This window comes from Chryseobacterium sp. MDT2-18 (assembly GCF_030815285.1).
GTDB classification, from domain to species: domain Bacteria; phylum Bacteroidota; class Bacteroidia; order Flavobacteriales; family Weeksellaceae; genus Kaistella; species Kaistella salivictor.
On sequence record NZ_JAUSWQ010000004.1, the window covers coordinates 246558 to 269474 of the forward strand.

Annotated in this window: 21 protein-coding genes; 16 read left to right on the plus strand and 5 right to left on the minus strand. The window is 39.5% G+C overall.

Annotated features, from left to right (window positions below; translation table 11 throughout):
- From mraZ to QF004_RS06520, 16 genes are all read left to right on the plus strand, one after another.
- On the plus strand, positions 1-471 hold the full coding sequence (mraZ, locus tag QF004_RS06445; RefSeq protein ID WP_133439299.1) for a division/cell wall cluster transcriptional repressor MraZ: 471 nt from the start codon (positions 1-3) through the stop codon (positions 469-471).
- Between the two features lie 42 nt (positions 472-513).
- On the plus strand, positions 514-1410 hold the full coding sequence (gene rsmH, locus QF004_RS06450) for a 16S rRNA (cytosine(1402)-N(4))-methyltransferase RsmH (protein WP_307424106.1): 897 nt from the start codon (positions 514-516) through the stop codon (positions 1408-1410).
- Between the two features lie 31 nt (positions 1411-1441).
- Positions 1442-1807, plus strand: a complete 366-nt coding sequence (locus tag QF004_RS06455; protein WP_133439297.1) for an FtsL-like putative cell division protein — start codon at positions 1442-1444, stop codon at positions 1805-1807.
- On the plus strand, positions 1791-3782 hold the full coding sequence (locus QF004_RS06460; protein ID WP_307424111.1) for a penicillin-binding transpeptidase domain-containing protein: 1992 nt from the start codon (positions 1791-1793) through the stop codon (positions 3780-3782). The genes QF004_RS06455 and QF004_RS06460 overlap by 17 nt, the downstream gene beginning before the upstream one ends.
- A gap of 67 nt (positions 3783-3849) precedes the next feature.
- Positions 3850-5310 carry a UDP-N-acetylmuramoyl-L-alanyl-D-glutamate--2,6-diaminopimelate ligase gene (locus QF004_RS06465; RefSeq protein WP_307424114.1) on the plus strand — a complete coding sequence of 487 codons (1461 nt, stop codon included), beginning with the start codon at positions 3850-3852 and terminating at the stop codon, positions 5308-5310.
- Positions 5311-5339: 29 nt separating this feature from the next.
- Positions 5340-6581: a phospho-N-acetylmuramoyl-pentapeptide-transferase gene (gene mraY / locus QF004_RS06470; protein ID WP_133439294.1), complete on the plus strand. Its 1242-nt coding sequence runs from the start codon at positions 5340-5342 to the stop codon at positions 6579-6581.
- Between the two features lie 72 nt (positions 6582-6653).
- The gene (gene murD, locus QF004_RS06475; RefSeq protein ID WP_307424119.1) at positions 6654-7991 is read left to right on the plus strand and encodes a UDP-N-acetylmuramoyl-L-alanine--D-glutamate ligase; all 1338 of its coding nucleotides are present in this window, start codon (positions 6654-6656) and stop codon (positions 7989-7991) included.
- 12 nt (positions 7992-8003) lie between these two features.
- Entirely contained in the window at positions 8004-9227 is a 1224-nt protein-coding gene (locus tag QF004_RS06480; RefSeq protein ID WP_133439292.1) for an FtsW/RodA/SpoVE family cell cycle protein, read from the plus strand.
- 60 nt (positions 9228-9287) lie between these two features.
- Positions 9288-10400: an undecaprenyldiphospho-muramoylpentapeptide beta-N-acetylglucosaminyltransferase gene (murG, locus tag QF004_RS06485; protein WP_307424123.1), complete on the plus strand. Its 1113-nt coding sequence runs from the start codon at positions 9288-9290 to the stop codon at positions 10398-10400.
- 1 nt (position 10401) lies between these two features.
- On the plus strand, positions 10402-11760 hold the full coding sequence (gene murC / locus QF004_RS06490; RefSeq protein WP_307424126.1) for a UDP-N-acetylmuramate--L-alanine ligase: 1359 nt from the start codon (positions 10402-10404) through the stop codon (positions 11758-11760).
- Positions 11760-12596 carry a cell division protein FtsQ/DivIB gene (locus QF004_RS06495; protein ID WP_246012456.1) on the plus strand — a complete coding sequence of 279 codons (837 nt, stop codon included), beginning with the start codon at positions 11760-11762 and terminating at the stop codon, positions 12594-12596. Before murC ends, QF004_RS06495 begins: the two co-directional genes overlap by 1 nt.
- Positions 12597-12709: 113 nt before the next feature.
- On the plus strand, positions 12710-14083 hold the full coding sequence (gene ftsA, locus QF004_RS06500; RefSeq protein WP_133439289.1) for a cell division protein FtsA: 1374 nt from the start codon (positions 12710-12712) through the stop codon (positions 14081-14083).
- 16 nt (positions 14084-14099) lie between these two features.
- Positions 14100-15938, plus strand: a complete 1839-nt coding sequence (gene ftsZ, locus QF004_RS06505) for a cell division protein FtsZ (RefSeq protein WP_133439288.1) — start codon at positions 14100-14102, stop codon at positions 15936-15938.
- A 103-nt stretch (positions 15939-16041) separates the two neighbouring features.
- Positions 16042-16488, plus strand: coding sequence for a GatB/YqeY domain-containing protein (locus QF004_RS06510; RefSeq protein WP_133439287.1), 447 nt, complete (start codon positions 16042-16044; stop codon positions 16486-16488).
- Between the two features lie 205 nt (positions 16489-16693).
- A complete protein-coding gene (locus QF004_RS06515) occupies positions 16694-17104 on the plus strand; it encodes a BrxA/BrxB family bacilliredoxin (RefSeq protein WP_307424132.1) in 411 nt (136 codons plus the stop codon).
- A 102-nt stretch (positions 17105-17206) separates the two neighbouring features.
- Entirely contained in the window at positions 17207-18721 is a 1515-nt protein-coding gene (locus QF004_RS06520) for a GH3 auxin-responsive promoter family protein (RefSeq protein ID WP_133439285.1), read from the plus strand.
- A gap of 31 nt (positions 18722-18752) precedes the next feature.
- Here QF004_RS06520 and QF004_RS06525 read toward each other — a convergent pair whose 3' ends face one another.
- From QF004_RS06525 to mutL, 5 genes are read right to left on the minus strand one after another with little or no spacing between them, the layout of a single operon-like run.
- Positions 18753-19097, minus strand: coding sequence for a hypothetical protein (locus QF004_RS06525; protein WP_133439284.1), 345 nt, complete (start codon positions 19095-19097; stop codon positions 18753-18755).
- Between the two features lie 39 nt (positions 19098-19136).
- Positions 19137-19499 (minus strand): hypothetical protein, encoded by a 363-nt coding sequence (locus QF004_RS06530; RefSeq protein WP_307424136.1) that lies wholly within the window; start codon positions 19497-19499, stop codon positions 19137-19139.
- 2 nt (positions 19500-19501) lie between these two features.
- The gene (locus QF004_RS06535; protein ID WP_246012454.1) at positions 19502-20482 is read right to left on the minus strand and encodes an endonuclease/exonuclease/phosphatase family protein; all 981 of its coding nucleotides are present in this window, start codon (positions 20480-20482) and stop codon (positions 19502-19504) included.
- Between the two features lie 10 nt (positions 20483-20492).
- Positions 20493-21134: a rhomboid family intramembrane serine protease gene (locus tag QF004_RS06540; protein ID WP_133439282.1), complete on the minus strand. Its 642-nt coding sequence runs from the start codon at positions 21132-21134 to the stop codon at positions 20493-20495.
- 3 nt (positions 21135-21137) lie between these two features.
- The gene (gene mutL, locus QF004_RS06545) at positions 21138-22898 is read right to left on the minus strand and encodes a DNA mismatch repair endonuclease MutL (protein WP_307424139.1); all 1761 of its coding nucleotides are present in this window, start codon (positions 22896-22898) and stop codon (positions 21138-21140) included.
- Positions 22899-22917 lie beyond the last annotated feature (19 nt).

The window sequence follows — 22917 nt, forward strand, 5'->3', positions numbered from 1 at the left end:
ATGAAGAATTTCATCGGAACATATGAATGCAGAATAGACGACAAAGGTCGGCTGAAACTTCCTTCTTCTCTGGTAAAACAGATGGGGGACTTTGGCGGCGATTCCTTTGTGGTCAAACGCGCTGTATTTCAACCCTGTCTGGAAGTTTACCCGATGCAAGGCTGGGAACAACTGATGAACAAACTCAACCAACTCAACCGTTTCATTAAGAAAAACGCAGATTTTATCCGAATGTTTACAGCGGGAGTGAAAATCGTGGAGCCCGATAATGCGGGACGCTTACAAATTTCAAAAGACCTTACGCTCTTTGCGAACCTTCGGAAAGAAATCGTAATTACCAGTGCTGGCGAACTTTTTGAAATCTGGGATAAAGAAGCCTATGAAAAAGTAATCACCACTTCAGAAGAAGATTTCGCAAAATTGGCTGAAGACGTGATGGGAACGATCAGTTTCGACGGCGAAGAACCGTAAAAAGTTCAAATAAATTTAAATTAAAACACCTAGAAGAAAAAAATGTATCACAATCCTGTTTTGCTGAAAAAAAGTGTCGATGATTTGGTAACGAATCCAGACGGCATCTACGTGGACTGCACTTTCGGAGGCGGAGGACACTCGCGTGAAATCCTGAGCAGACTTTCTGCAAAAGGCAAACTTTACGCTTTCGACCAGGACTTAGATGCCCTCAAAAATACGATAAACGATCCACGGTTTACGCTTATTAACCAAAATTTCAGGTTTTTGGAAAATGCTTTGATGATGTACGGTGTTTCTAAAGTGGATGGAGTTCTCGCGGATTTCGGCGTTTCTTCTCATCAGTTCGACGAAGCCGAAAGAGGTTTTTCAACCAGAAGCAATGCGCCGCTGGATATGAGAATGAATGTGATGCAACTTCTGGATGCTAAAAAAGTCATTAATGAATATGAGGAAGAGCATCTCGCAGATATTTTATACCAATACGGTGAAATTCGGGAATCCAGAAAGTTAGCACGGGAAATTGTGAATCACCGAAAACTGAAACCTATTGAAACCACCGAAGATTTGAAGAAACTCTTCAGTTATATTCCGCAGTTTAAGCAGAACAAAGTTTTTGCCCAGATTTTCCAGGCCATCAGAATTGAAGTCAACCAGGAACTGGAAGTCATTAAAGAATTACTGGTTCAGGCGCACAGAATGCTGAAACCCGGTGGCAGATTAGTCGCCATTTCTTACCATTCTCTGGAAGACCGGCTGGTAAAGAGATTTTTGAAAAACGGAATGTTCGAAGGTGAACCAGCCAGAGACATCTACGGAAATTACGACAAGACTTTTGATCTTTTGCAGACCAAAGCAGTCGTGCCGGATAGCGAAGAAATCAAGGAAAACTCGCGGTCGAGAAGTGCAAAATTAAGAACAGGTATTAAATTAAAATAAAAAGGAGGCTCGACTCAATCAACCTCAAGTCATGGCAAAAAGACCAGCAAACCGTCCACAGAAAAAACTCACTTTTATTGATATTATAAAAGGGAATTTTTTGAACCGTGATGAAGTCACTATTCATTACAGGTATTTTTTGTTGGTGTTCTTCTTATTGATGTCTATGATTTACAGCAATCACTTAGTGAGCAAGAAAATCGAACATGTTAATATTTTAAAAGAACAGACAGAAGAGTTTAAATCGAGAAACGCGTTTGCCCAAAGCAGACTCATTAAAGTAAAATTAGAATCAGAATTAGGAAAAGAAATGGTACAGGATTCTTTGCTATCCTTAGAGAATCATCCCCATAAAATCCTGATAAAAATAGACAGTTTAGATGGCAGTACAAAATGAATTTGAAAAAAAACGCTCAAACACATTGAGATGGGGCTACCTTTTTGCGGGGTTTGCCTTTATTTTGTTTGTGGTGTTTCTTGGAAGAATTCTGTTTTTACAAAACACTAATGTTCAGGAAATTAAAGATGACTACATCAATAAAAATTATCGCGAAGCCACTTTAAAAGCAGCCCGCGGAAATCTATATGCTTCCGATGGTTCAATCCTCGCCACTACCGTTATGCGGTATGACGTTTATATCGATTTTAAAATAATTAAAGACACGGTTTATTTTAACAACATCGGAGCTTTGACCGACTCATTATCTAAAATGTTCGGAAAACCCAGAAGCTATTTCAGAGACCGGTTTGACCAGCAGAAGAAAACCAAAAATCAATATTATTCTTTGGTTAAAGGACTTGATTTTGATGACTACGACCGCATTCGCCAGTTTCCTATTTTCAAAAAAGGTAAAAACAGAGGCGGATTTATCGTTGACAGAAATTACAAACGGGAATTGGCAACCACACAAATTGGAGCGGGAACCATCGGTATGGATAATGCCATTTCCAAATCCGGGCTGGAAGGTGCTTTTTCTAAATTTCTGACCGGAACCGACGGAACACGACTCGAACAGCGCGTTAACTCCAGCCAATGGAAACCTATTGATTACTGGAAAGTGAATGAACCCATCGATGGTCAGGATGTTTATACCACTATTGATATCCGGATTCAGGATATTGTTCATTCCGCTTTGGAAAAACAACTGGTGAAATTTGATGGGGAACACGGTACCGTTTTGGTCATGGAAGTCGCCACCGGAAAAATTAAAGCCATGGTGAATCTTCGCCGGACAGAACCGGGAATTTACGTCGATGCTTACAACTATGCAATAAAAGACAATATTGAACCGGGATCTACCTTCAAAACAATTTCATTATTGGCGGCTATGGATGACGGATTCATCAATGAAAAAACAACCGTGAATGTTGGAAACGGCGTGTGGACCTATGCTAAACAAAGAATTTCTGATGGTCACGGTGGAGGAATTTATGAGATTTCCGATGTATTGGCAAAATCAAGCAACGTAGGAACAGCAAAGCTGATTACGCAATATTATGCAGATAAACCTCAGGTTTTCTTAGATCACCTGCGCCGCTGGAAACTATTCGATAAAATGGACATCGAACTTCCGGGAATTACAAAACCAAGAATTTTAACGCCGAAAAGCACCACCTGGAATGCTGCGACACTGGCGTCGATTTCTTATGGCTACGCTACCAACATTAACCTTTTGCAGTTAACTACTTTTTACAATGGTATTGCTAATAAAGGAAAAATGCTTGAACCTCTTTTTATTGAAAAAATAGCAAAAGACGGCAGAATCCTTTATGAAGCAAAACCCAAGATAATGGTAAATAAAATGGCTTCTGAAAACGCAATCAGGATGATGACAGGCGCTTTAACGCAAGCGGTGGAAAAAGGAACAGCAAAAAGTATTTTTACACCGAACCTGAAAATGGCCGGAAAAACCGGAACCGCAAGATTTGAATACTGGAAACCGGGCCCCATGAAATACAGAGCCTCATTTGCAGGATTCTATCCGGCGGACAATCCTAAATATACCTGTTACGTAATGATCAGTGAGCCGGACAATTCAAAAAGCTTTTATGGTTCAACAGTTGCAGCACCTGTATTTAAAGAAATTGCCGGAAAAACATTCCTGAAAACACCACAAAACATCGAGAAAGAAATGTTGGTAGATAAAAAAGTGGATCTCAGCAAAATGATTGAGCAACCGGTAAAAGTGGCGGTAACCAATAAAATAATGCCCAACGTAACCGGTTTAATCGGAAAAAATATTATTCCGCAATTAGAAAACCAGGGTTACCGCGTCGATTATAAAGGAGTCGGAAAAATAAAAGAACAGTTTCCTCTGGAAGGAACTGTCATCAACAAAAACCAAAGAATTTATCTGCAGTTGCAGAATTAAAATAACACCGTTCCCGAAAAGGACGATTAACAGTGGATAGGAAAAATTCCTGTCATATATAAATAAAATGAAATTAGAAGAAATCTTAAGCAGAATCCCAGTTCTGGAAATCATCGGAAATCAAGACCGTGAAGTTTCAGCATTAATTTTCGACAGCCGGAAAGCAGTTGAGGATTCCCTTTATGTAGCGATCAAAGGAACGGAATCTGATGGCCATGATTTCATCAGTTCTTCTGTTGAAAAAGGAGCGGCTGTAATTGTCTGCGAAAATGTTCCAACTGAAATAAAAGCAGAAATTACTTATATAAAAGTAAAAGATGCCGCAAAAACTTTGGGTCTTCTTGCTTCTAATTTTTATGGAAATCCTTCTTCGAAACTGAACCTCATCGGGATTACAGGAACGAACGGAAAAACTTCCACCACTACCCTTTTATTTGATATTTTTAAAATTTTAGGTTTTAAATCAGCGCTGATTTCTACTGTAGAATACAGAATCGGTGACGAAATGATTCCTTCCACGCACACCACTCCGGATGTGGTCCGTTTGAACCAAATTCTGGCAAAAGCGGTTGAAGAAGGCTGTGAATATGCTTTCATGGAAGTTTCTTCGCACGGAATCCATCAGTACAGAACCGAAGGTCTACATTTTAAAATCGCAGGATTTACGAATATAACGCATGATCATCTTGATTATCACAAAACGTTTGAAGAATATCTAAAAACGAAAAAAAGATTTTTTGATGAATTGAGTTCAGATGCCATTGCCATTACCAACGCTGATGATAAAAACGGGAACGTAATGTTGCAAAACACCAAAGCGAAAAAGAAAACTTACGCTTTGAAAACCATGGCAGATTTCCACGGAAAAATCACAGAAATTGATTTTAATGGAATGCTTCTCAACTTTAATGGAAAAGAATTCTGGACCACTTTGACCGGGAAATTCAACGCTTACAATTTGCTTCTTGCGTATGCAGTTGCGATTGAATGCGGTTTTCATGAAGATGACATTTTACCGGCTATTTCACAATTAAAGAGAGTGAACGGCAGATTTGAAACTTTAAAATCTGACGGCGGAATCATCTTCGTTGTCGATTATGCACATACTCCCGATGCTTTAGAAAATGTATTGGATTCCATCAACGATATCCGGACAAAAAACGAAAGGCTGATCACCGTATTTGGTTGTGGCGGAGACAGAGATCACGCGAAACGTCCTGAAATGGGAAAAATCGCAACGAGAAAATCTACGCTGGCCATCATCACTTCCGATAATCCAAGAACAGAAGATCCTGCAGAAATCATTAAACAAATTGAAGCAGGCGTAGAACCTCAAAATTTCAGCAAATACACATCAATTCCTGACCGTAGAGAAGCGATTAAAATGGCAATTAAATTTGCAGAACCGAAAGATATTGTCGTAGTAGCCGGCAAAGGACACGAAACTTATCAGGAAATCAATGGCGTGAAAAACCATTTTGATGATAAGGAAACCATTATTGAGCTGGCAAGGCTCATGTCTAAATAATTATCAACTGAAAGATTAAATAAACCGCTATGTTATATTACCTCTTCGAATATCTAAGCAGCCACGGAATTCACGTTCCTGGAATGGGAATGTTTAAATTCATCTCTTTCCGTGCAGGAATGGCCGTTTTGTTTTCCCTGCTTATTGCATTGGTTTTCGGTAAAAAAATCATCAACTATCTGCGAAATAAACAGATGGGAGAATTGGTACGCGATCTAGGTTTAGAAGGTCAGAAGCAAAAAGAAGGCACACCCACCATGGGTGGTTTGATTATCATTTTGGCGACTTTAATTCCGGTCTTACTTTTTACCAGAATTATGAACATTTATATTGTTTTACTGATTGTATCTGTGGTTTGGATGGGCGCGATCGGATTTATTGACGACTATTTAAAGAAAATCAAAAAAAACAAAGACGGGCTCAGCGGTAAATTCAAGGTGATCGGCCAGGTTGGTTTAGGTTTAATTGTAGGAGTTACCATGTATTTTCATCCGGATATTACGGTGAAAAGAAAATATGCAGACGCCAAAGAAGTCAACCGGAATAATGTAGAAGCCAACTTTATGAAAACGGAAAAATCGACCGTTTCCACTGTTCCGTTTGTGAAAAATAACGAGTTCGATTACAGCGGTCTTTTATTTTGGATGACTCCAGAAAAAGCACACGAATGGGCCTGGATTGTTTTTATCCCAATTGTAATTTTTATCGTTACCGCAGTTTCCAACGGTGCCAATATTGCCGACGGAATCGATGGTCTAGCGGCCGGCACGAGTGTCGTCATTTTGCTCACCCTTTCACTTTTTGCCTACCTGTCCGGGAATATTATTTTCGCGGATTATCTTAATATTATGTTCCTGCCGAATATGGGTGAGACGACCATTTTCGCCCTCGCTCTGGTGGGTGCTGTTATCGGTTTTTTCTGGTACAACACCTATCCGGCTCAAGTATTCATGGGCGATACCGGAAGTTTAATGCTCGGCGGAGTCATTGCCGTTTTAGCAATTATTCTCAGAAAAGAATTATTGATTCCTGTACTGTGCGGAATTTTCTTAATTGAAAACCTTTCAGTCGTACTGCAGGTAGGAGTCTTTAAATACAGAAAAAGAAAATACGGATTGGAGTACGCGCAAAACAACAGACTGTTCAAAATGTCTCCTCTCCATCATCATTATCAAAAAGAAGGATATCACGAAAGCAAAATCGTCAACCGAATGATCATCATCGGGGTTTTGTTTGCCATTATTTGTTTAATCACTTTAAAAGTCAGATAACACAAGATTGTTCCATAGGGACGACCGATATTTTAGACAGGAAATTGTTCCTGTTAAATTAAAAAACAGAATATGAAAATAGTTGTTTTAGGTGGCGGAGAAAGCGGAGTAGGTGCAGCTTATTTAGCGAAGAAGAAAGGCTTGAATGTTTTTCTTTCGGATAAAGGTGCGATAAAAGACGATTATAAAAAACAGCTGACCGAAGCCGGAATCGAGTTTGAAGAAGGACAGCACGACGAAGCCAGAATTCTTGAAGCAGACTGGGTGATCAAATCTCCAGGAATCCCGAAGAAAGCTGATATTATTTTTAAAATCAACCAAAAGGGAATTCGCCTCTCTTCAGAAATTGAATTTGCCGCTGAATTTACCCAGGCCAAAATTATAGCCATTACCGGAAGTAACGGAAAAACAACAACGACTTCGTTGATCTATCATATTTTAAAGAATGATCATCTGAAAGTGGGTTTAGCCGGAAATATCGGAAAAAGCTTCGCAAGACAGGTCGCAGACGAAAATTTCGACTACTATGTCTTAGAAGTGAGCTCTTTCCAGCTGGATGATATTCAAAGTTTCCGGCCTTATATTTCTTTATTATTGAATTTAAGTCAGGATCATCTTGATCAGTACAATTACAATTATGAAGATTATGCGCTGGCAAAGTTCAGAATTGCAGAAAATCAGGAGAACGACAATTTCTTTATCTATAACAAAGATGATGAAATGAGCATGAACCTTCTGGAACAGCTGGCCATCCGAGCGAAGAAGATTCCGTTTTCCACAAAAGGCAATTTAAATGAGGGCGGTTTTATTAATAATGATAAAATAGTGGTGAAGATCGAAGATGAGTTTTCAATGAAAATTGCAGAACTTTCTTTAGTTGGAAATCATAATATCGCCAACAGTCTGGCCGCCTCAATCGCCAGTAAAATATTGAAAATCAGCAATGAAAGCATTCGGAATTCATTGATGACTTTTCAGGCAGTTGAACACAGGCTGGAACCGGTTGCCCAAATTAACGGAGTTACTTTTATTAATGACAGCAAAGCCACCAACGTGAATGCAACTTACTTCGCTTTGGAAAGCATGAACCAGCCAACCATCTGGATTGTAGGCGGTGTTGACAAAGGAAATGATTATAGCGAAATCGAAAATTTGGTCAAAAGAAAAGTAAAAGCAATTGTCTGCCTGGGACTTGATAATCAGAAAATCATCGATTTTTTCAAAGATAAAAAAGAATCTATTTACAGCACCTCAAGTATGGAGGAAGCAGTAAGAGTCTCCAAATCACTGGCAGAAAAAGGCGATACCGTTTTGCTTTCGCCATGCTGCGCAAGTTTCGATTTATTCGATAATTATGAAGACCGCGGACATCAGTTTAAAAATCAGGTATTAAAAAAAGCCATCGACTAACCGTAGATTAAAATGCAGGAAAGAGAAAACAAATTCGAGTTGTTAAAAGGCGACAAAGTGCTGTGGAGCGTAATCTTACTGATTTCGTTCTTCTCGGTATTCCCCGTCTATTCTGCAAGTTCTAATTTGGAATATATCGTCAACAGCGGAACCACCACTTCGCACCTCATCAAGCATTCTTTCTTCGTAGTGCTTGGTCTTGCAATCATGCGTGGTGTCGGCTATTTTAAATATGAACATATCGGCAAACTGAGCAGTTACCTTTTGGTATTTACCATTGTTCTCTTAGGCTTAACCATGTTTTCCGGACAAACCATCGATGGTGCTTCTGCCTCGCGCTGGTTAAAAATCCCGGGAACACCCATTTCCTTCCAACCTTCTTCTTTTGCTTATTTGATGTTGATTATTTATCTCTGCAGGTATTTAACAAAGAAAATCAAAAGAGAACGTCTTCCGATTGAAAACATCTTTTACATCTTCGGCCCGGTTTTACTGGTCTTTGGTCTGGTCGCAAAAGATAATGGGTCCACGGCTTTAATGATATTAATGGTTTCATTAATTGTAATGCTCATCGGTCAGTTAGATAAAAAATACATCTTTGGATTCGTAGGTCTTTCATCAGTAATGATTGGGATTTTCATGTTTCTTGCTTTAAAGACCGACCTCATCGGAAGCAACCGGGTTCATACCTGGATGAGCCGCGTAGAAACTTTTACCAAAAAAGAAAATCAAATTGAAGACGAAGCAGATAAAGCAAAAAATTATCAGGTCATGCAGGCAAAAGCCGCAATCGTTCATGGTGGAATCACCGGAATGGGTCCTGGTAAAAGCGCCTTGAAACAAATGCTTCCTCAGTCTGCCTCGGATTTTATTTTCGCCATTATTGTGGAGGAATATGGTTTTATAGGAGCAACAGTTTTAATTGCACTTTACCTCATCATGATTATCCGGATCGTAATGATTGCCAGTAAAATGCCGGCCTTCTTTGGGAGTTTACTGGTCTTAAGTCTCGGGACCATGATTTTTATACAGCTGACCGTGAATATTGCGGTCGCCATCAATCTGATTCCGGTTACCGGTCAACCGCTGCCACTAATAAGTTATGGTGGAACTTCCATGCTGGTAACTTATATTCAATTAGGAATTATCTTAAATGTAAGTTCGAGAATTCAGGTTTATGATGAAGAAGGAATGGGCAAAAAACAAAGCATCGAAGAAATAAATGACATTGCATAAAATCCCGAAGAAACGGTCTAACCAGGCATAGGTGAAAACCTATGGAAATCAAAAAAAAAAATGAACAAAAAAATAAAAATTCTAATGAGCGGCGGCGGAACCGGAGGACATATCTTCCCGGCGGTTGCTATTGCGCAGGAAATTCAAAAGAGATTTCCGCAGGCAGAATTTTTGTTCATCGGAGCCAACGGTAAAATGGAAATGGAAAAAGTTCCACAAGCCGGATTCAAAATTATCGGTTTAAATATCGCAGGATTCGACCGTGGAAACATATTGAAAAATTTAAGATTACCATTTAAACTGCTTTCGAGTATTACAACAGCCAGAAAAGCAATTAAAGAATTCCAGCCGGATTTCGCCATCGGGACCGGAGGATTCGCAAGCGGACCTGCGCTTTTTATGGCAAGCAATTTAAACGTTCCGATTTTTGTTCAGGAGCAAAATTCATTGCCCGGAAAAACCAATACGTTTCTGGCGAAAAAAGCAAAAGCAGTTTTCACCGCTTACCCGAATATGGATCATTTCTTCCCGAAAACAAAAACGTTCTTTTTAGGAAATCCTGTCCGGAAAAATATCATCACCGATTTAATTACGAAAGATGTAGCGAAAGAGAAATTAGGGTTAGACAAAAACAAACTCACCATTCTTTCAGTGGGTGGATCTTTAGGATCAAGAACCTTGAACAATGGTTGGAAAGAGAATATAGAAAAATTAATAGAAAAAGATTTCCAGCTGATCTGGCAGACCGGAAAACTGGATTATCAAAGTTTGAACGAAGATTCGAAAATTTCATATCCACCTCAAATTCAGTTGAAAGAATTTATTTCCGATATGGCTTTAGCCTATTCCGCAGCCGATGTTATTGTTTCGCGCGCCGGTGCAATCGCAATTTCGGAATTGGCAATGGCACAGAAACCGGTGCTTTTGGTTCCGTTTCCTTTTGCGGCAGAAGATCATCAAACCAAAAACGCGATGACCTTAGTTGAAAAAAATGCAGCAAGAATGGTGAAAGATACCGAAATGAAAGAAAAATTCTGGACGACTTTAATGAAAATCTGTGAAAACGAAAATCTAAGAAATGAGATGAGCGAAAATTTAAAATTCTTCGCAAAACCTTTGGCCACAGAACGAATTGTAGATGAAATTTTATCATCATTAAATATCAAAGCATAAAATGAAAGCTTTAACAACATATCAGAACTTCTACTTTGTAGGAATCGGCGGCATCGGAATGAGTGCCTTGGCGCGGTATTTCAACGCCTCAGGGAAAAACGTTTTGGGCTATGATAAAATGCACACCAAGCTGACAAAAGCTTTGGTGGAAGAAGGAATTGGTATTGAGTTCGAAGATCTTGTTAATGATAAAGTAAAAAATTTAACCCCGGAAAACACTTTGGTGATTTTTACACCGGCCATTAAAAAACTGGATATTCTCACTTATTTTAATGATCAAAAATTCGATGTTTTAAAAAGAGCGAAAGTCCTCGGAATGATTACCGAAAACACCGACTGCATCGCAATTGCAGGAACCCACGGAAAAACGACAACCTCTTCTTTGGTCGCTCATTTATGCGAAGAAGCAAATCTTCCTTTCTCGTGCTTTTTAGGAGGAATTGCTGAAAATTTTAAATCTAATTTTCATTTTAATGGAAAAGACATTTCCGTTGTTGAGGCCGATGAATACGACAGAAGTTTCCTAACGCTCTCTCCGGATTGGGCCGTGATTACTTCCACAGATGCCGATCATTTGGATATTTACGGTGACAATGCCACCATTCAAAAAGGATTTCAGGATTTTGCAGATTTGATTCCGGAAGGGCAGCAACTTTTTGTCCGGAAAGGAATTCAGATTGGGCGTGACGCAAAAACGTACGCGGTGAATGAAGAAGCTGATTATTACTCCGATAACATCAGAGAAATCGGCGATAAAATACATTTTGATTTCCACACTCCGACTGAGGAATTTGATGATTTTGTTTGGGAAATTCCGGGAATTCACAATGTTGAAAATGCAACGGCCGCCATTGCTTTGTTAAATAATTTCGGTGTTGATTTCGAAACTTTGAAAAGAGGAATCGCCAGTTTTAAAGGAATTAAAAGGCGTTACACCAAACATAATTTTGAAAGCGGAAAAATTTATATCGATGATTATGCGCATCATCCAACGGAATTAAATGCGGTAATCGGTTCTATTAAAACTTTTTATCCGAAGAAGAAATTATTGGTGGTTTTTCAGCCGCATCTTTTCAGCAGAACAAGAGATTTCGCTGATGGATTCGCAGAAAGTTTAGATAAAGCTGACGAATTAATCCTGCTCGATATCTATCCGGCAAGAGAATTACAGGAAAACTATGAAGGCATCACTTCAAAATGGTTATTAGAAAAAGTAAAAACAGACAAAAAGGAAGTTTCCACGTTGGACGACGCCTTTAATAAAATAAAAGAAAAAGACTTCGACGTATTGTTAACCGTAGGTGCCGGGAATATCGACACTTTGTATGACGGAATTGTAGAATGGCTCTCAGATAAATAATGAAAAACAAATTCAGAATATTAAAGATTTTTGTTACCGTAATCCTGTTTGGGTTTCTGCTGAGTTTTTCGTTGAAAAGATTCAACGGAAAACCGATGGAAAAAGTCACCGTAAAATTGACAACAACCAAAGATCCAGTTTATTTCATCGATGAAAAAGACATCAAGGAATTGGTGAAAAAATCGAATCCAACAAAAAAAATCGGCGACATTAATATTCCTGATTTAGAAAAAAAATTAAACCAACTCCCGGAGGTTGACAGCGCAAATGTTTACCTGAATCTGAATGGAAATTTGAATCTGGATATCAAGCAACGGGTGCCCGCTTTCCGTCTGACCAAAGCTGACCGCGATTTTTATGTCGATGAAAAAGGGGTCGAATTCCCGATTTCAAAAAATTATTCGTTCCCATGTATGTTGGTTACAGGAAATGTAAAACAGTCGGAATATGTAAAGCTCGCCGAACTCATTGCAAAAATTAACCGTGATGATTTCAGCAGAAAATATTTCATCGGAATTTCTAAAAAGAAAGGAAATTATGAATTATTGACCAGCGAAGGGAATTTCAAAGTTGAAATTGGCGATTTAGAAAAAATAGATCTGAAGGTAAAAGGATTTAAAGCTTTTGTAGAAAAATATCTGATTCATCAGCAGCCAGAAAAATACACGAAAGTTTCTTTGAAATACGATAACCAAATTGTAACAACACTGAATCCCAAGTTTAAAGAAAATGACAGCATAATTGCCGTTGGCAAAAAGGAACTGGCAAATTTGCCGGTCATTAATCAGAAAAAAATCGAGGCTCAAAAAACAGCAGCTAAAACAAATTCTAATTAATGGCAAGAATGAACAGTACAACAGAAAGTCACGGAATGACAATCTGAAGATTAAAAAATAAGAAAACAGAGGATGCAAATCCTTGAAACGATAAAAAATCAAATCGACATATAATGGAAAATCACGAGTATTCAGTAGGCCTCGACATCGGTACCACCAAGATTGTGGCCATTGTCGGACGACGAAACGCCCACGGAAAAATTGAAGTTCTCGGCGTAGGAACGGCAAAAAGTTTAGGCGTTCACAAAGGTATTGTCAACAATATCTCCCAAACTATTCAGTCCATCAAAGCAGCGGTAGCGCAGGCCCAATCAAGTTCTGGCGTACCGATTCAAAAAGTAACCGTCGGGATTGCAGGCAAACATATCCGTTCGCTGCAGCATTCAGATTATATTATGCGGGAAAACCCGGATCAATATATCACGGATGACGATATCGATAAATTAAAAGACCAGGTAAAACAGTTGGTGATGTTGCCTGGTGAAGAAATCATTCATGTACTTCCTCAGGAATATAAAGTCGATTCTCAGGGAGAAATCCAGGAACCGGTCGGAATGCACGGAACCCGTCTTGAGGCGAACTTCCATGTAGTAGTCGGTCAGATGGGAAGCATCAGGAATATCGCCAGATGCGTTCGTGAGGCAGGTTTAGAAATGGAAGCACTGACTCTTGAACCATTAGCATCGTCAGAAGCTGTTTTAACCAAAGAAGAAAAAGAAGCCGGAGTTGCGATCGTAGATATCGGTGGCGGGACAACGGATATCGCTATTTTCAAAGACAATATTATTCGCCACACCTGCGTCATTCCTTATGGCGGCGGGATTATTACCGATGATATTAAAGAAGGCTGCTCTATTATTGAAAAACATGCGGAAAAACTGAAAGTGAATTTCGGTTCTGCAGTTCCGGAGTTAGAAAAAGATACCACTTTCGTTACCATCCCGGGCTTACACGGCAGACCCGATAAAGAAATTTCATTAAAAACTTTAGCACAAATCGTGAGTGCCAGAGTGGAAGAAATTTTGGAAATGGTGAATACAGAATTAAAAGCATATGGCGCGTTTGAACAAAAGAAAAAATTAATCGCGGGTATCGTTTTAACCGGAGGCGGCTCTAATCTTCGTCACCTGCGACAGTTGGCCAATTACACCACTGGTTTCGACAGCAGAATCGGTTTTGCCAATGAATATGTGACCAACGATAAAAGCCAACATTTAAAAGGGCCGGAATATGCAACTGCCATTGGTCTGTTAATGGAAAGTCTCAAAATCCGCGACAAGAAAACTACTCCCGAAAATGTTGAAGAGAAAGTTGAAGTTACAGCAACACCAAGCGCCAAGCTCACCGCAGATGAAATCTTAAATCAGGATGAATTTATTATTAAAGAGGCTTTTGTGGAACAGGCAGCAGAAAAACGACGGAACAAACTGACTATCGGACAAAAAATAATGGAAAGCGTAAAAAAATTCTTTGAAGAAGTTGAATAATTAAAAAACCAAGACTATGGAAAATATAAACACCCCGGGATTTTCATTTGATCTACCAAAAGGAAATTCATCAATAATTAAAGTAATCGGCGTAGGCGGCGGCGGAAACAATGCACTGAAACACATGTACGAACGTGGAATCTATGGTGTAGATTTCGTGATCTGTAATACCGATTCACAAACCTTAGATAATAATCCAGTTGCAAACAAAGTGCAGTTGGGATTAACCATCACCGAAGGACTGGGCGCAGGAGCTGACCCCGAAGTTGGGGAAAAAGCTGCGATCGAAAGTATTGAAGATATCAAAGCGGCTATGGGCCAAAACACCAAAATGGTTTTCATTACTGCCGGAATGGGTGGTGGTACCGGTACCGGCGCTGCTCCTGTTATTGCAAAAGTGGCCAAAGACATGGGAATTCTTACCGTGGGAATCGTTACCGTACCTTTTAGTTTTGAAGGAAAAAGAAGACTGGATCAAGCAGAATTAGGTTTGGACAAACTAAGAAACAATGTGGATTCACTGATTGTCATTAATAATGATAAATTACGTCAGCAGTTTGGTAATCTGGGTTTTAAATCAGGATTCTCCAAAGCGGATGAAGTGTTAACCAACGCTGCAAAAGGAATGGCAGAAGTTATCACCGGATATTTCGATGTAAATATCGACTTTCGTGATGCGAAATCGGTGTTGGCAAATTCCGGAACGGCCCTAATGTCAAACGGTGTTGCTTCCGGTGAAAACAAAGCGGAAGAAGCCGTGAAAAAAGCATTGGACTCCCCATTATTAAATGACAATAAAATTACCGGAGCGAAAAATGTACTGTTGCTCATCAGAAGTGGCTCGGAAGAAGTAACCATGGACGAAATCGGAGTAATTATGGACCACATCCAGCAGGAAGCCGGCCATACCGCAGACATTATTTTCGGAGTTGGAACCGATGAAGAATTAGGTGATGCTGTCAGCGTACTGGTTATTGCAACAGGATTTTCCAAAGATCATCAAAAAAAATCAGGCGTAACGGAAAAGGTAAAGTTTACTTTGGCAGATTCGATGGAACCGGCGAAGAAAAGAGAAACCGCTTTTAAAGCTACCCAGGAAAATCAGCAGGCACCCACAGGTTATCCGTCTTCAAAAAATCTATTTATTTTAGATGACGAAGATGATTTTCCTACCAATGAATTTCAGGTAAAAACAGTGGAGCAAAGCAGAGTGATTGAAAAAGAAACTCCAACTGAAATCAATCGTTTTGTGGAGGAAAATCATGTGGCATCACCAGGCTTTCATCAGGAACAGGAAATACCGGAATTTGATCTTTTCACATACGATGATGATCTCAGCGACGAGCCAGTTTCCCACTCTTTCAGTTTTGAAACTGAAGATAAAAAACCGGAAAAACCAGTTGAAAGACGAAATCCGTTTGACGAAGAAAAGCCAATGGAATTCAGTTTTTTCGTAAACGAACCGATTGAAGAGCCCAAAGTTGAAACACCGCAACCCAAAGCAATCATCAAGGAAGAACCGGTTCAAAGATCAGAACCTAAGGTGGAAGAAAAACCAATAGAGAAAGTAGCAGAGAAAACGATTTTCGAAGTTCAGGAAGATTTTACTTTCATTAATAAAACGACAAACAGTGATAAAGTTTTAGAAAGAAGAAATAAGCTGAAAGAATTTAATTCAAGATATCAGAACTTCGAACCGGAAAATGATTTTGAGAGCATCCCTGCTTTCCGTAGAAAAAACATTTCGATCGGACAGGAAAATGCTTCGGCACAAAAAATCAGTAATTTCCTGACCGAAAGTGACGGAAAAATGCAGGTTAGAGAAAACCGTTTTTTAAATAAAGACGTAGATTAATAATTTAATGCAATAATGTACTGGTTCACCAATATGACAAATTGCAAAAGGCGTCACAAATTGGTAAATTGATATATTGTTTCATTGTTACACTATAAAAAATATGAGTTTAGAAATCATCATCAGCGACGCGATCAAAGACGCGATGCGCGCAAAAGATAAAGTTGCTCTGGATGCTTTGCGTGCAGTAAAATCCCAAATCCTGTTGTTGAAAACAGAAGCAAAAGGAGCGGAAGTTTCTGCCGAACAGGAAATCGCAATTTTACAAAGAATGATAAAGCAGCGCAAAGATTCTTATGACCAGTTTATGGCACAAAACAGAGGCGATCTTGCCGAAGTTGAAGAAGCACAAAGCAAAGTCATTGAGAAGTACTTACCGCAGCAAATGACCAGCGATGAACTGGAAGCAGCGATGAAAGAAATCATCGCAGAAACCGGCGCCACCAGCGCCAAAGATTTAGGAAAAGTAATGGGAACGGCAAGTAAATCTCTTGCAGGAAAGAGCGACGGAAAAAGTATTTCCGAGATGGCTAAAAAATTACTTTCTTAAGGATCAGTTAGGATATTCAACCTTTGCATATCGATTTGATTAAACCCGGAGCATTTTTGTTCCGGGTTTTTTGCGGACAAAAAGTCGTACTTTAGAAGATGGAATGGTTTTGATGAAAATACAATTGAAGCAGTCTGATTAATAATACTTAAATTTGCAAATCAGAACAGTTCTAAATAAAAGTACAATTTAAAAAAAATACAATATGTATCCAGAAGATTTAGTAATGCCAATGAAGCATGAGCTAACCGATAAAGGGTTCCAAGACTTAACCTCTGCTGAAGCAGTAAATCAAGCGATTAAAAGAGAAGGTACAACGTTATTAATGATCAACTCCGTTTGTGGTTGTGCAGCAGGTGCAGCAAGACCAGGCGCGGTTTTCTCTCTTACAGGAGATAAAAAACCTGACCACCTTGTCACCGTGTTCGCAGGTTACGACAAAGAAGCAGTTGACGAAGCGCGCAAGTTTTTGGCACCATTCCCGCCAAGTTCTCCATGTATTGCTCTTTTCAAAGACGGCGAACTGGTTCACATGTTGGAAAGACACCACATCGAAGGAAATCCTGCCGGAGCTATCGCTGCAAACCTGCAGGGAGCCTATCAGGAATACTGCTAAACTAAACCTTTAGTTAAAAAAAATCCGCTTGTAATAAAGCGGATTTTTTTTTGTCATTCTCTGCATAATATCATTTAGCAGAAATATATTATATTTGTCGTTATGGCGACGAAAGCACTTTTCAATACCGTGGTTAATTGGTTTATCCGACAGCGGATTGACCAGATTCAGAAATTCATGGATAATCCCATAGAAACCCAAAACGGAGTGCTCTTCTCCCAGTTGTATTATGCCGAAAATACCGATTACGGAAAAATTCATGGCTTCAGTTCTATTTCAACGTATCGGGACTTTACGGCCAACGTTCCCATCGTTACTTACGAAGATTTCGAACCGTATATTGAGCAGGCAAGACAAGGCAAAAAGGATGTTTTCTGGCCGGGTTTGGTGAAAAACTTCGCCAAATCTTCGGGAACAACCAATGCGAAAAGCAAATTCATTCCCATTACCGATGAGAGTTTAGAATTATGCCACATGAAAGCAGGCAAAGACCTCATCTCTATTTACGCCAACAATCACCCCGACAATCAACTCTTTACCAATAAAAATCTCCGTTTAGGCGGAAGCGCGGATTTCTACGAAAACTTCAACACCAAATTCGGAGATCTTTCTGCCATTTTAATAGACAATCTTCCTTTTTGGGTAGAGATTACGACCACACCGAGCAAAAAGGTGTCGCTGATGTCGGAATGGGAAACCAAATTAAACGCCATCGTTTCTGAAGTGACCAATGAAGAAGTCGGAAGTTTAACCGGCGTGCCCAGTTGGATGATGGTTTTGTTGCAAAGGATTTTAAAAGAAACCGGTAAAGAAAACATTTCAGCATTATGGCCGAATCTGGAAGTTTTTTTCCATGGTGGAATCAGTTTCAAACCTTACCGCGAACAGTACAAAAAGATCATCGGAAAAGACATTAATTACTACGAAATTTATAATGCTTCAGAAGGATTCTTTGCCATTCAGGATCAGTACGGAAGTGACGAAATGCTGCTCATGCTGGATTACGGGATTTTCTACGAATTTATTCCGATGGATCAGTTCGACCCGGACAACTTACAGGCAATTCCTTTAGAGGAGGTAGAAATCGGCAAAAATTACGCGATGGTTATTACCACGAACAGCGGACTTTGGCGCTATTTAATTGGCGATACCGTTCGGTTCACCTCATTGCAGCCTTACAGGATCAAAGTTTCCGGAAGAACGAAACATTACATCAATGCTTTTGGGGAAGAACTGATGATCGACAATGTAGAAACGGCACTTTCAAAAGCTTGTGAAGCAACAGATTCCTCCATTCTGGATTTTACCGGTGCCCCGGTTTTTATGCAGCAGGGCGAAAGTGGCGCCCACGAATGGATTTTCGAATTCACCCAACAGCCTGCTGATTTAGAAAGATTCAGCGAAGTTTTCGACAATCATTTAAAATCGGTAAACTCCGATTATGAAGCGAAAAGGTATAACAATATAACGTTGAAAAAACCGATCATTCACGTTGCCAAACCTCATCTTTTCTACAACTGGATGTCTGAAAGAGGAAAACTCGGCGGCCAGAACAAAGTCCCGCGTCTGAGCAATGACCGCGAATATATCGAGCCGTTATTAAAGATGAATGAATAAAAAAAATCTGCTGAATCAACAGCAGATTTTCCTATTTTTTCTTCAGATCTTCTTTTACCTTTTCGGCGCCTTTTTCTACTTTCTCAGCACCTTTCGCTGCGGCGTCTTTTACCTCTTCACCCGCTTTTTTCAGTTGATGAAGGCCTTTGTCTGCCGCAGCATCAATTTTATGTCCGGCTTCATCCAGTTTTTCCTTTGCCTGATCAACGGTCGCATTAATTTTTGCAGAATCAACGGTGGTAGAATGCTCACTTTCTGTCGTGGTAGTCGTTACCGTGCCGTCAGGATTTTCTGTGGTTTCAACTTTTGTTTCTGACTTTTTACAGCTCATTAATCCTAAAGAAAGAACTGCTGCAATTAAAAAATAATTTTTCATAATGTATGTATTTAAGTGAAATTCAAATGTAAAACAAAATTACGGATTAATCGTCTCCTGCGTAACCTGAGGTTTTTCTTTAGATTTACCAAGGTCTGTTTTCTTTATCGCTTCTGCCACTTTTTTCTCAGCATTCAACTTTTCTTCCTTCGCTGTTTTCAGCAGTTGCTCCTCTTCGTTCTTCATTTTAATCTGTTTTAAAGAATCCTGATATTTTAGCGAAGATATTTTAATCTTCCTTGCAATATCAACAGATGTCGCCCCCTGCGAGAAAGAATCGATGGCGATGGTATCATACGGCGGAACAGAGTTGGTTTCCTGCGGAATCACCTTTTGTTTAGCAGTTTCCTTTCCACAGGAAATAAAGAGTAAAAGAATAATTATAATGGACGTACTTCTCATTTTTAATCAATTTTAAATTCAGCAATAACCGGAAAATGGTCCGAAAGTTTAACCGACCGATCGACGCGGTAGCTGATGGGTTTTATTTCTTTCGAAGTAAAGATATAATCAATTCTGATCGGGAATTTATAATCATGAAAACTGGTTGAGCTTCCTCTTCCCACTTCTACAAAAGCATCTTTCAAACCACGGCCCAATGTATAATATTCATACGAATTAGGAACCGAATTAAAATCGCCCGCAAGAATGACCGGATACGGAGAATCATCGATGGCTTTACGGATATCCGCAATTTCCTGCTGATGTATTTTAAAAGTCGGCACCAATTTTCTGATAATGCCTTTTAGTTTAGTTGTATTTTTCTCCAGATCTTCTACCGGTTTTACCATCTGTTTATCAAAAGAAAAAGGATTCAGATACACATTGACCACCCTGATTATTTTACCTTTAAACTTGATATCTGCGAAAAAAGCGTTGCCGTTTCCGGTGGTGGTTAATTTTCCCTGATTGACGATTTCAGTCTTTGAATTAAGAGCAACAATCTCGTATTTATCGGTTCGGTAAGGATAAGTGGGAATGTTAAACTCACCTCCATATTCCTGCCCAAAGATAAGATCTGCATCGGTTTTTTCTAAATATTCATTTATTTTGTTATTTCCGCCTATTGATCCGGCTTTAATGTTCATGGTCACAATCTTAAGATTTGGTTTTTCTGCAACTTTTTCGGTCCAGTTCACCCATCTTCGGATCGGCATAATCATCATTAAGGTGATGGCGATAAAAAACAACGCCCGTTTCTTCCACAGAATTATCCAGAAAATACAAAGGATGATATTCAAAATCATCAATACCGGAAATGCTAGCGAAAGCAGATTTAAGTAGGGAAATACATTGGGAGAAACGTAATCGTTCAATACCGTTCCGCTGTGCGAGACAATAGTGAAGAGATGAATAAGAACTAAACCAGATCTGAATATTTTCACCAGTTCAGTTTTAATTAATTCTGTACTGATTGTCTTTCCATCTCTTTGCCAGAAGATACCCGACGACGGCGCCACCAATATGAGCAAAATGGGCAACTCCTGCCATCGATCCACTGAATCCTAAATAGAGTGAAATCACGATGATTGCGGGTAAAAGATATTTGGCTTTAATCCCAAAAGGAACAAACATAAAGAATAATTTGGAATCCGGGAACATGGTCGAAAATGCAGCAACAACACCGAAAATCGCACCCGAGGCGCCCATCATAGGAATGGCATAAATATCCGCTGGATTTGCGCCCTGGCTGAGCTCAAAATAATTCCAGCCACAGTTCAAAGCATACGCTCCGATACCGCTGGCAAAATAAAGAATGATATATTTTCTATCACCAACAACCTGCTCCAGAACCGGACCGAAACTCATTAATGTCAACATATTAAAAAGAATATGCGTAATCCCCATCCCGCTTTCCAACGGTGCATGCATAAACATGTGCGTGATGACCTGCCAAACCTTGAAATAAGGAGAAGCGATATAATACACCGAAAACATTTCATACAGTTTTGGAAACATAATGAAATTCGAAGCCAAATAAAATATGACATTCAGGATGATGATGTTTTTGGTGATCGGCGTGAGTCTTGGAAACATAATTTAAAATTTATTTTTTAATTCATCTAATGGGACTTCGATAAAACATCTTTTCCCCGATGGTAAATATTCTGGAAAACCCAATGCAGTGAAATCTTTAATCACCTGTTCAGCATCCATTTTATATAAGAAATCAAAACGCGATTTGCTCTGGATTTTATTCCATTGGCTGTTATAAAAATCCAGAAATTCCTCTTCCGTACGGTATTCTAATATTTCAAAAATATTTTCGAGGAATTTCATCACCTGGGTTTCTTTTAATCCTTGCGGCACCGCATCGATCCGCAGCACATTGTCGTTTGCAATAATCATTTCAAAACCCAGTTCCGGTAGATACTTTTTAATGGAGCGGAACTTATTTTTCTCCGTTTCATTCATGTGGTATTCGAGCGAAAAAAGAAGCGTATGTTTTTCATTACTGCGTTTCTTTTTTGCATTTCTTTCACTCACGATCAGGCGGTGCATTCTGCCCAAGTCGAGCATTAATGTTTTTCCGTTTTTATTAAAAAGCCAATATCCGTTTGGAAGACGCATTAAATCCTCATCGAAATCTTCTTCTTCAAATAAATTAATTTTCGAAGGTTCTGCCTGTATATTTTGCTGATACATTTCAGCCATCGCCACTTTTTCACCCGGCGAAACGGTTTCTTCACGGAAAGGATTGTAATCACGGTCGACCACGATTTCAGGTGCTTTAAAACTTCCACCGGTTTTTGGTTGGTTTAAAAAAGCATCCATTCCTGAATCGCGTTCAAAATCCAGACTTGGCGAAACATTATAGATGCCCAAAGACCGCTTGATCGTGGATCGGATCAAAGCGAAAATCAAATTATCATCTTCAAATTTAACTTCCGTTTTTTGAGGATGAATGTTGACATCCACTTTCTGCGGATCCAATTCCAGAAACAGGAAAAATGTCGGAATATATCCGGGCAAAAGCAAGCCTTCGAATGCTTCCTGAACGGCTTTATTAAAGTAAGGACTTCTGAAATATCTCCCATTAACAAAGAAAAACTGTTCGCCCCTGGTTTTTTTAGCGCCTTCCGGTTTTGCGACAAATCCGTTGAGTTGAATCCAGCCCAAATCTTCTTTAATAGGAATAAGAAGCGGCTGTAATTTTCGGCCAAAAACATCTACAATTCTCTGCAACAAACTGCCTTTCCGCAATCTGAAAACAATATCGTCATTGTGGAAAAGCTCGAAATCCAGATTTTCGTGAGCCAAAGCAACCCTTTGAAATTCGTCAATAATATGACGGAATTCAATATTGTTGTTTTTCAGAAATTTTCTTCTGGCCGGAACATTATAGAACAGATTCTTCACTGAAAAATTGGAACCTTCCGCTGTTTGAATCGGTTCCTGAAATTGGAATCCTCCGCCTTCAATATAAATATTGGTACCGATTTTGGCATCTTTCGTTTTGGTTTTCAACTCCACTTCTGCCACCGCGGCAATCGAAGCCAAAGCTTCACCACGAAAGCCTTTGGTAGAAATCCGAAAGATATCTTCGGTGGTACTGATCTTTGATGTTGCGTGTCTTTCGAACGCCAGCCGCGCATCAGTTTCACTCATGCCGTTTCCGTTATCTACGACCTGAATCAAGTTACGCCCGGCATCCCGAATAATCAGTTCGATTTTTGTGGCACCAGCGTCGATGGAATTTTCGACTAATTCTTTTACGATAGAAGCAGGCCGCTGCACCACTTCTCCGGCGGCGATTTGGTTGGCAACATGATCTGGTAAAAGTTTTATAATATCCGACATTTTAATAAAAGGGTCTAAT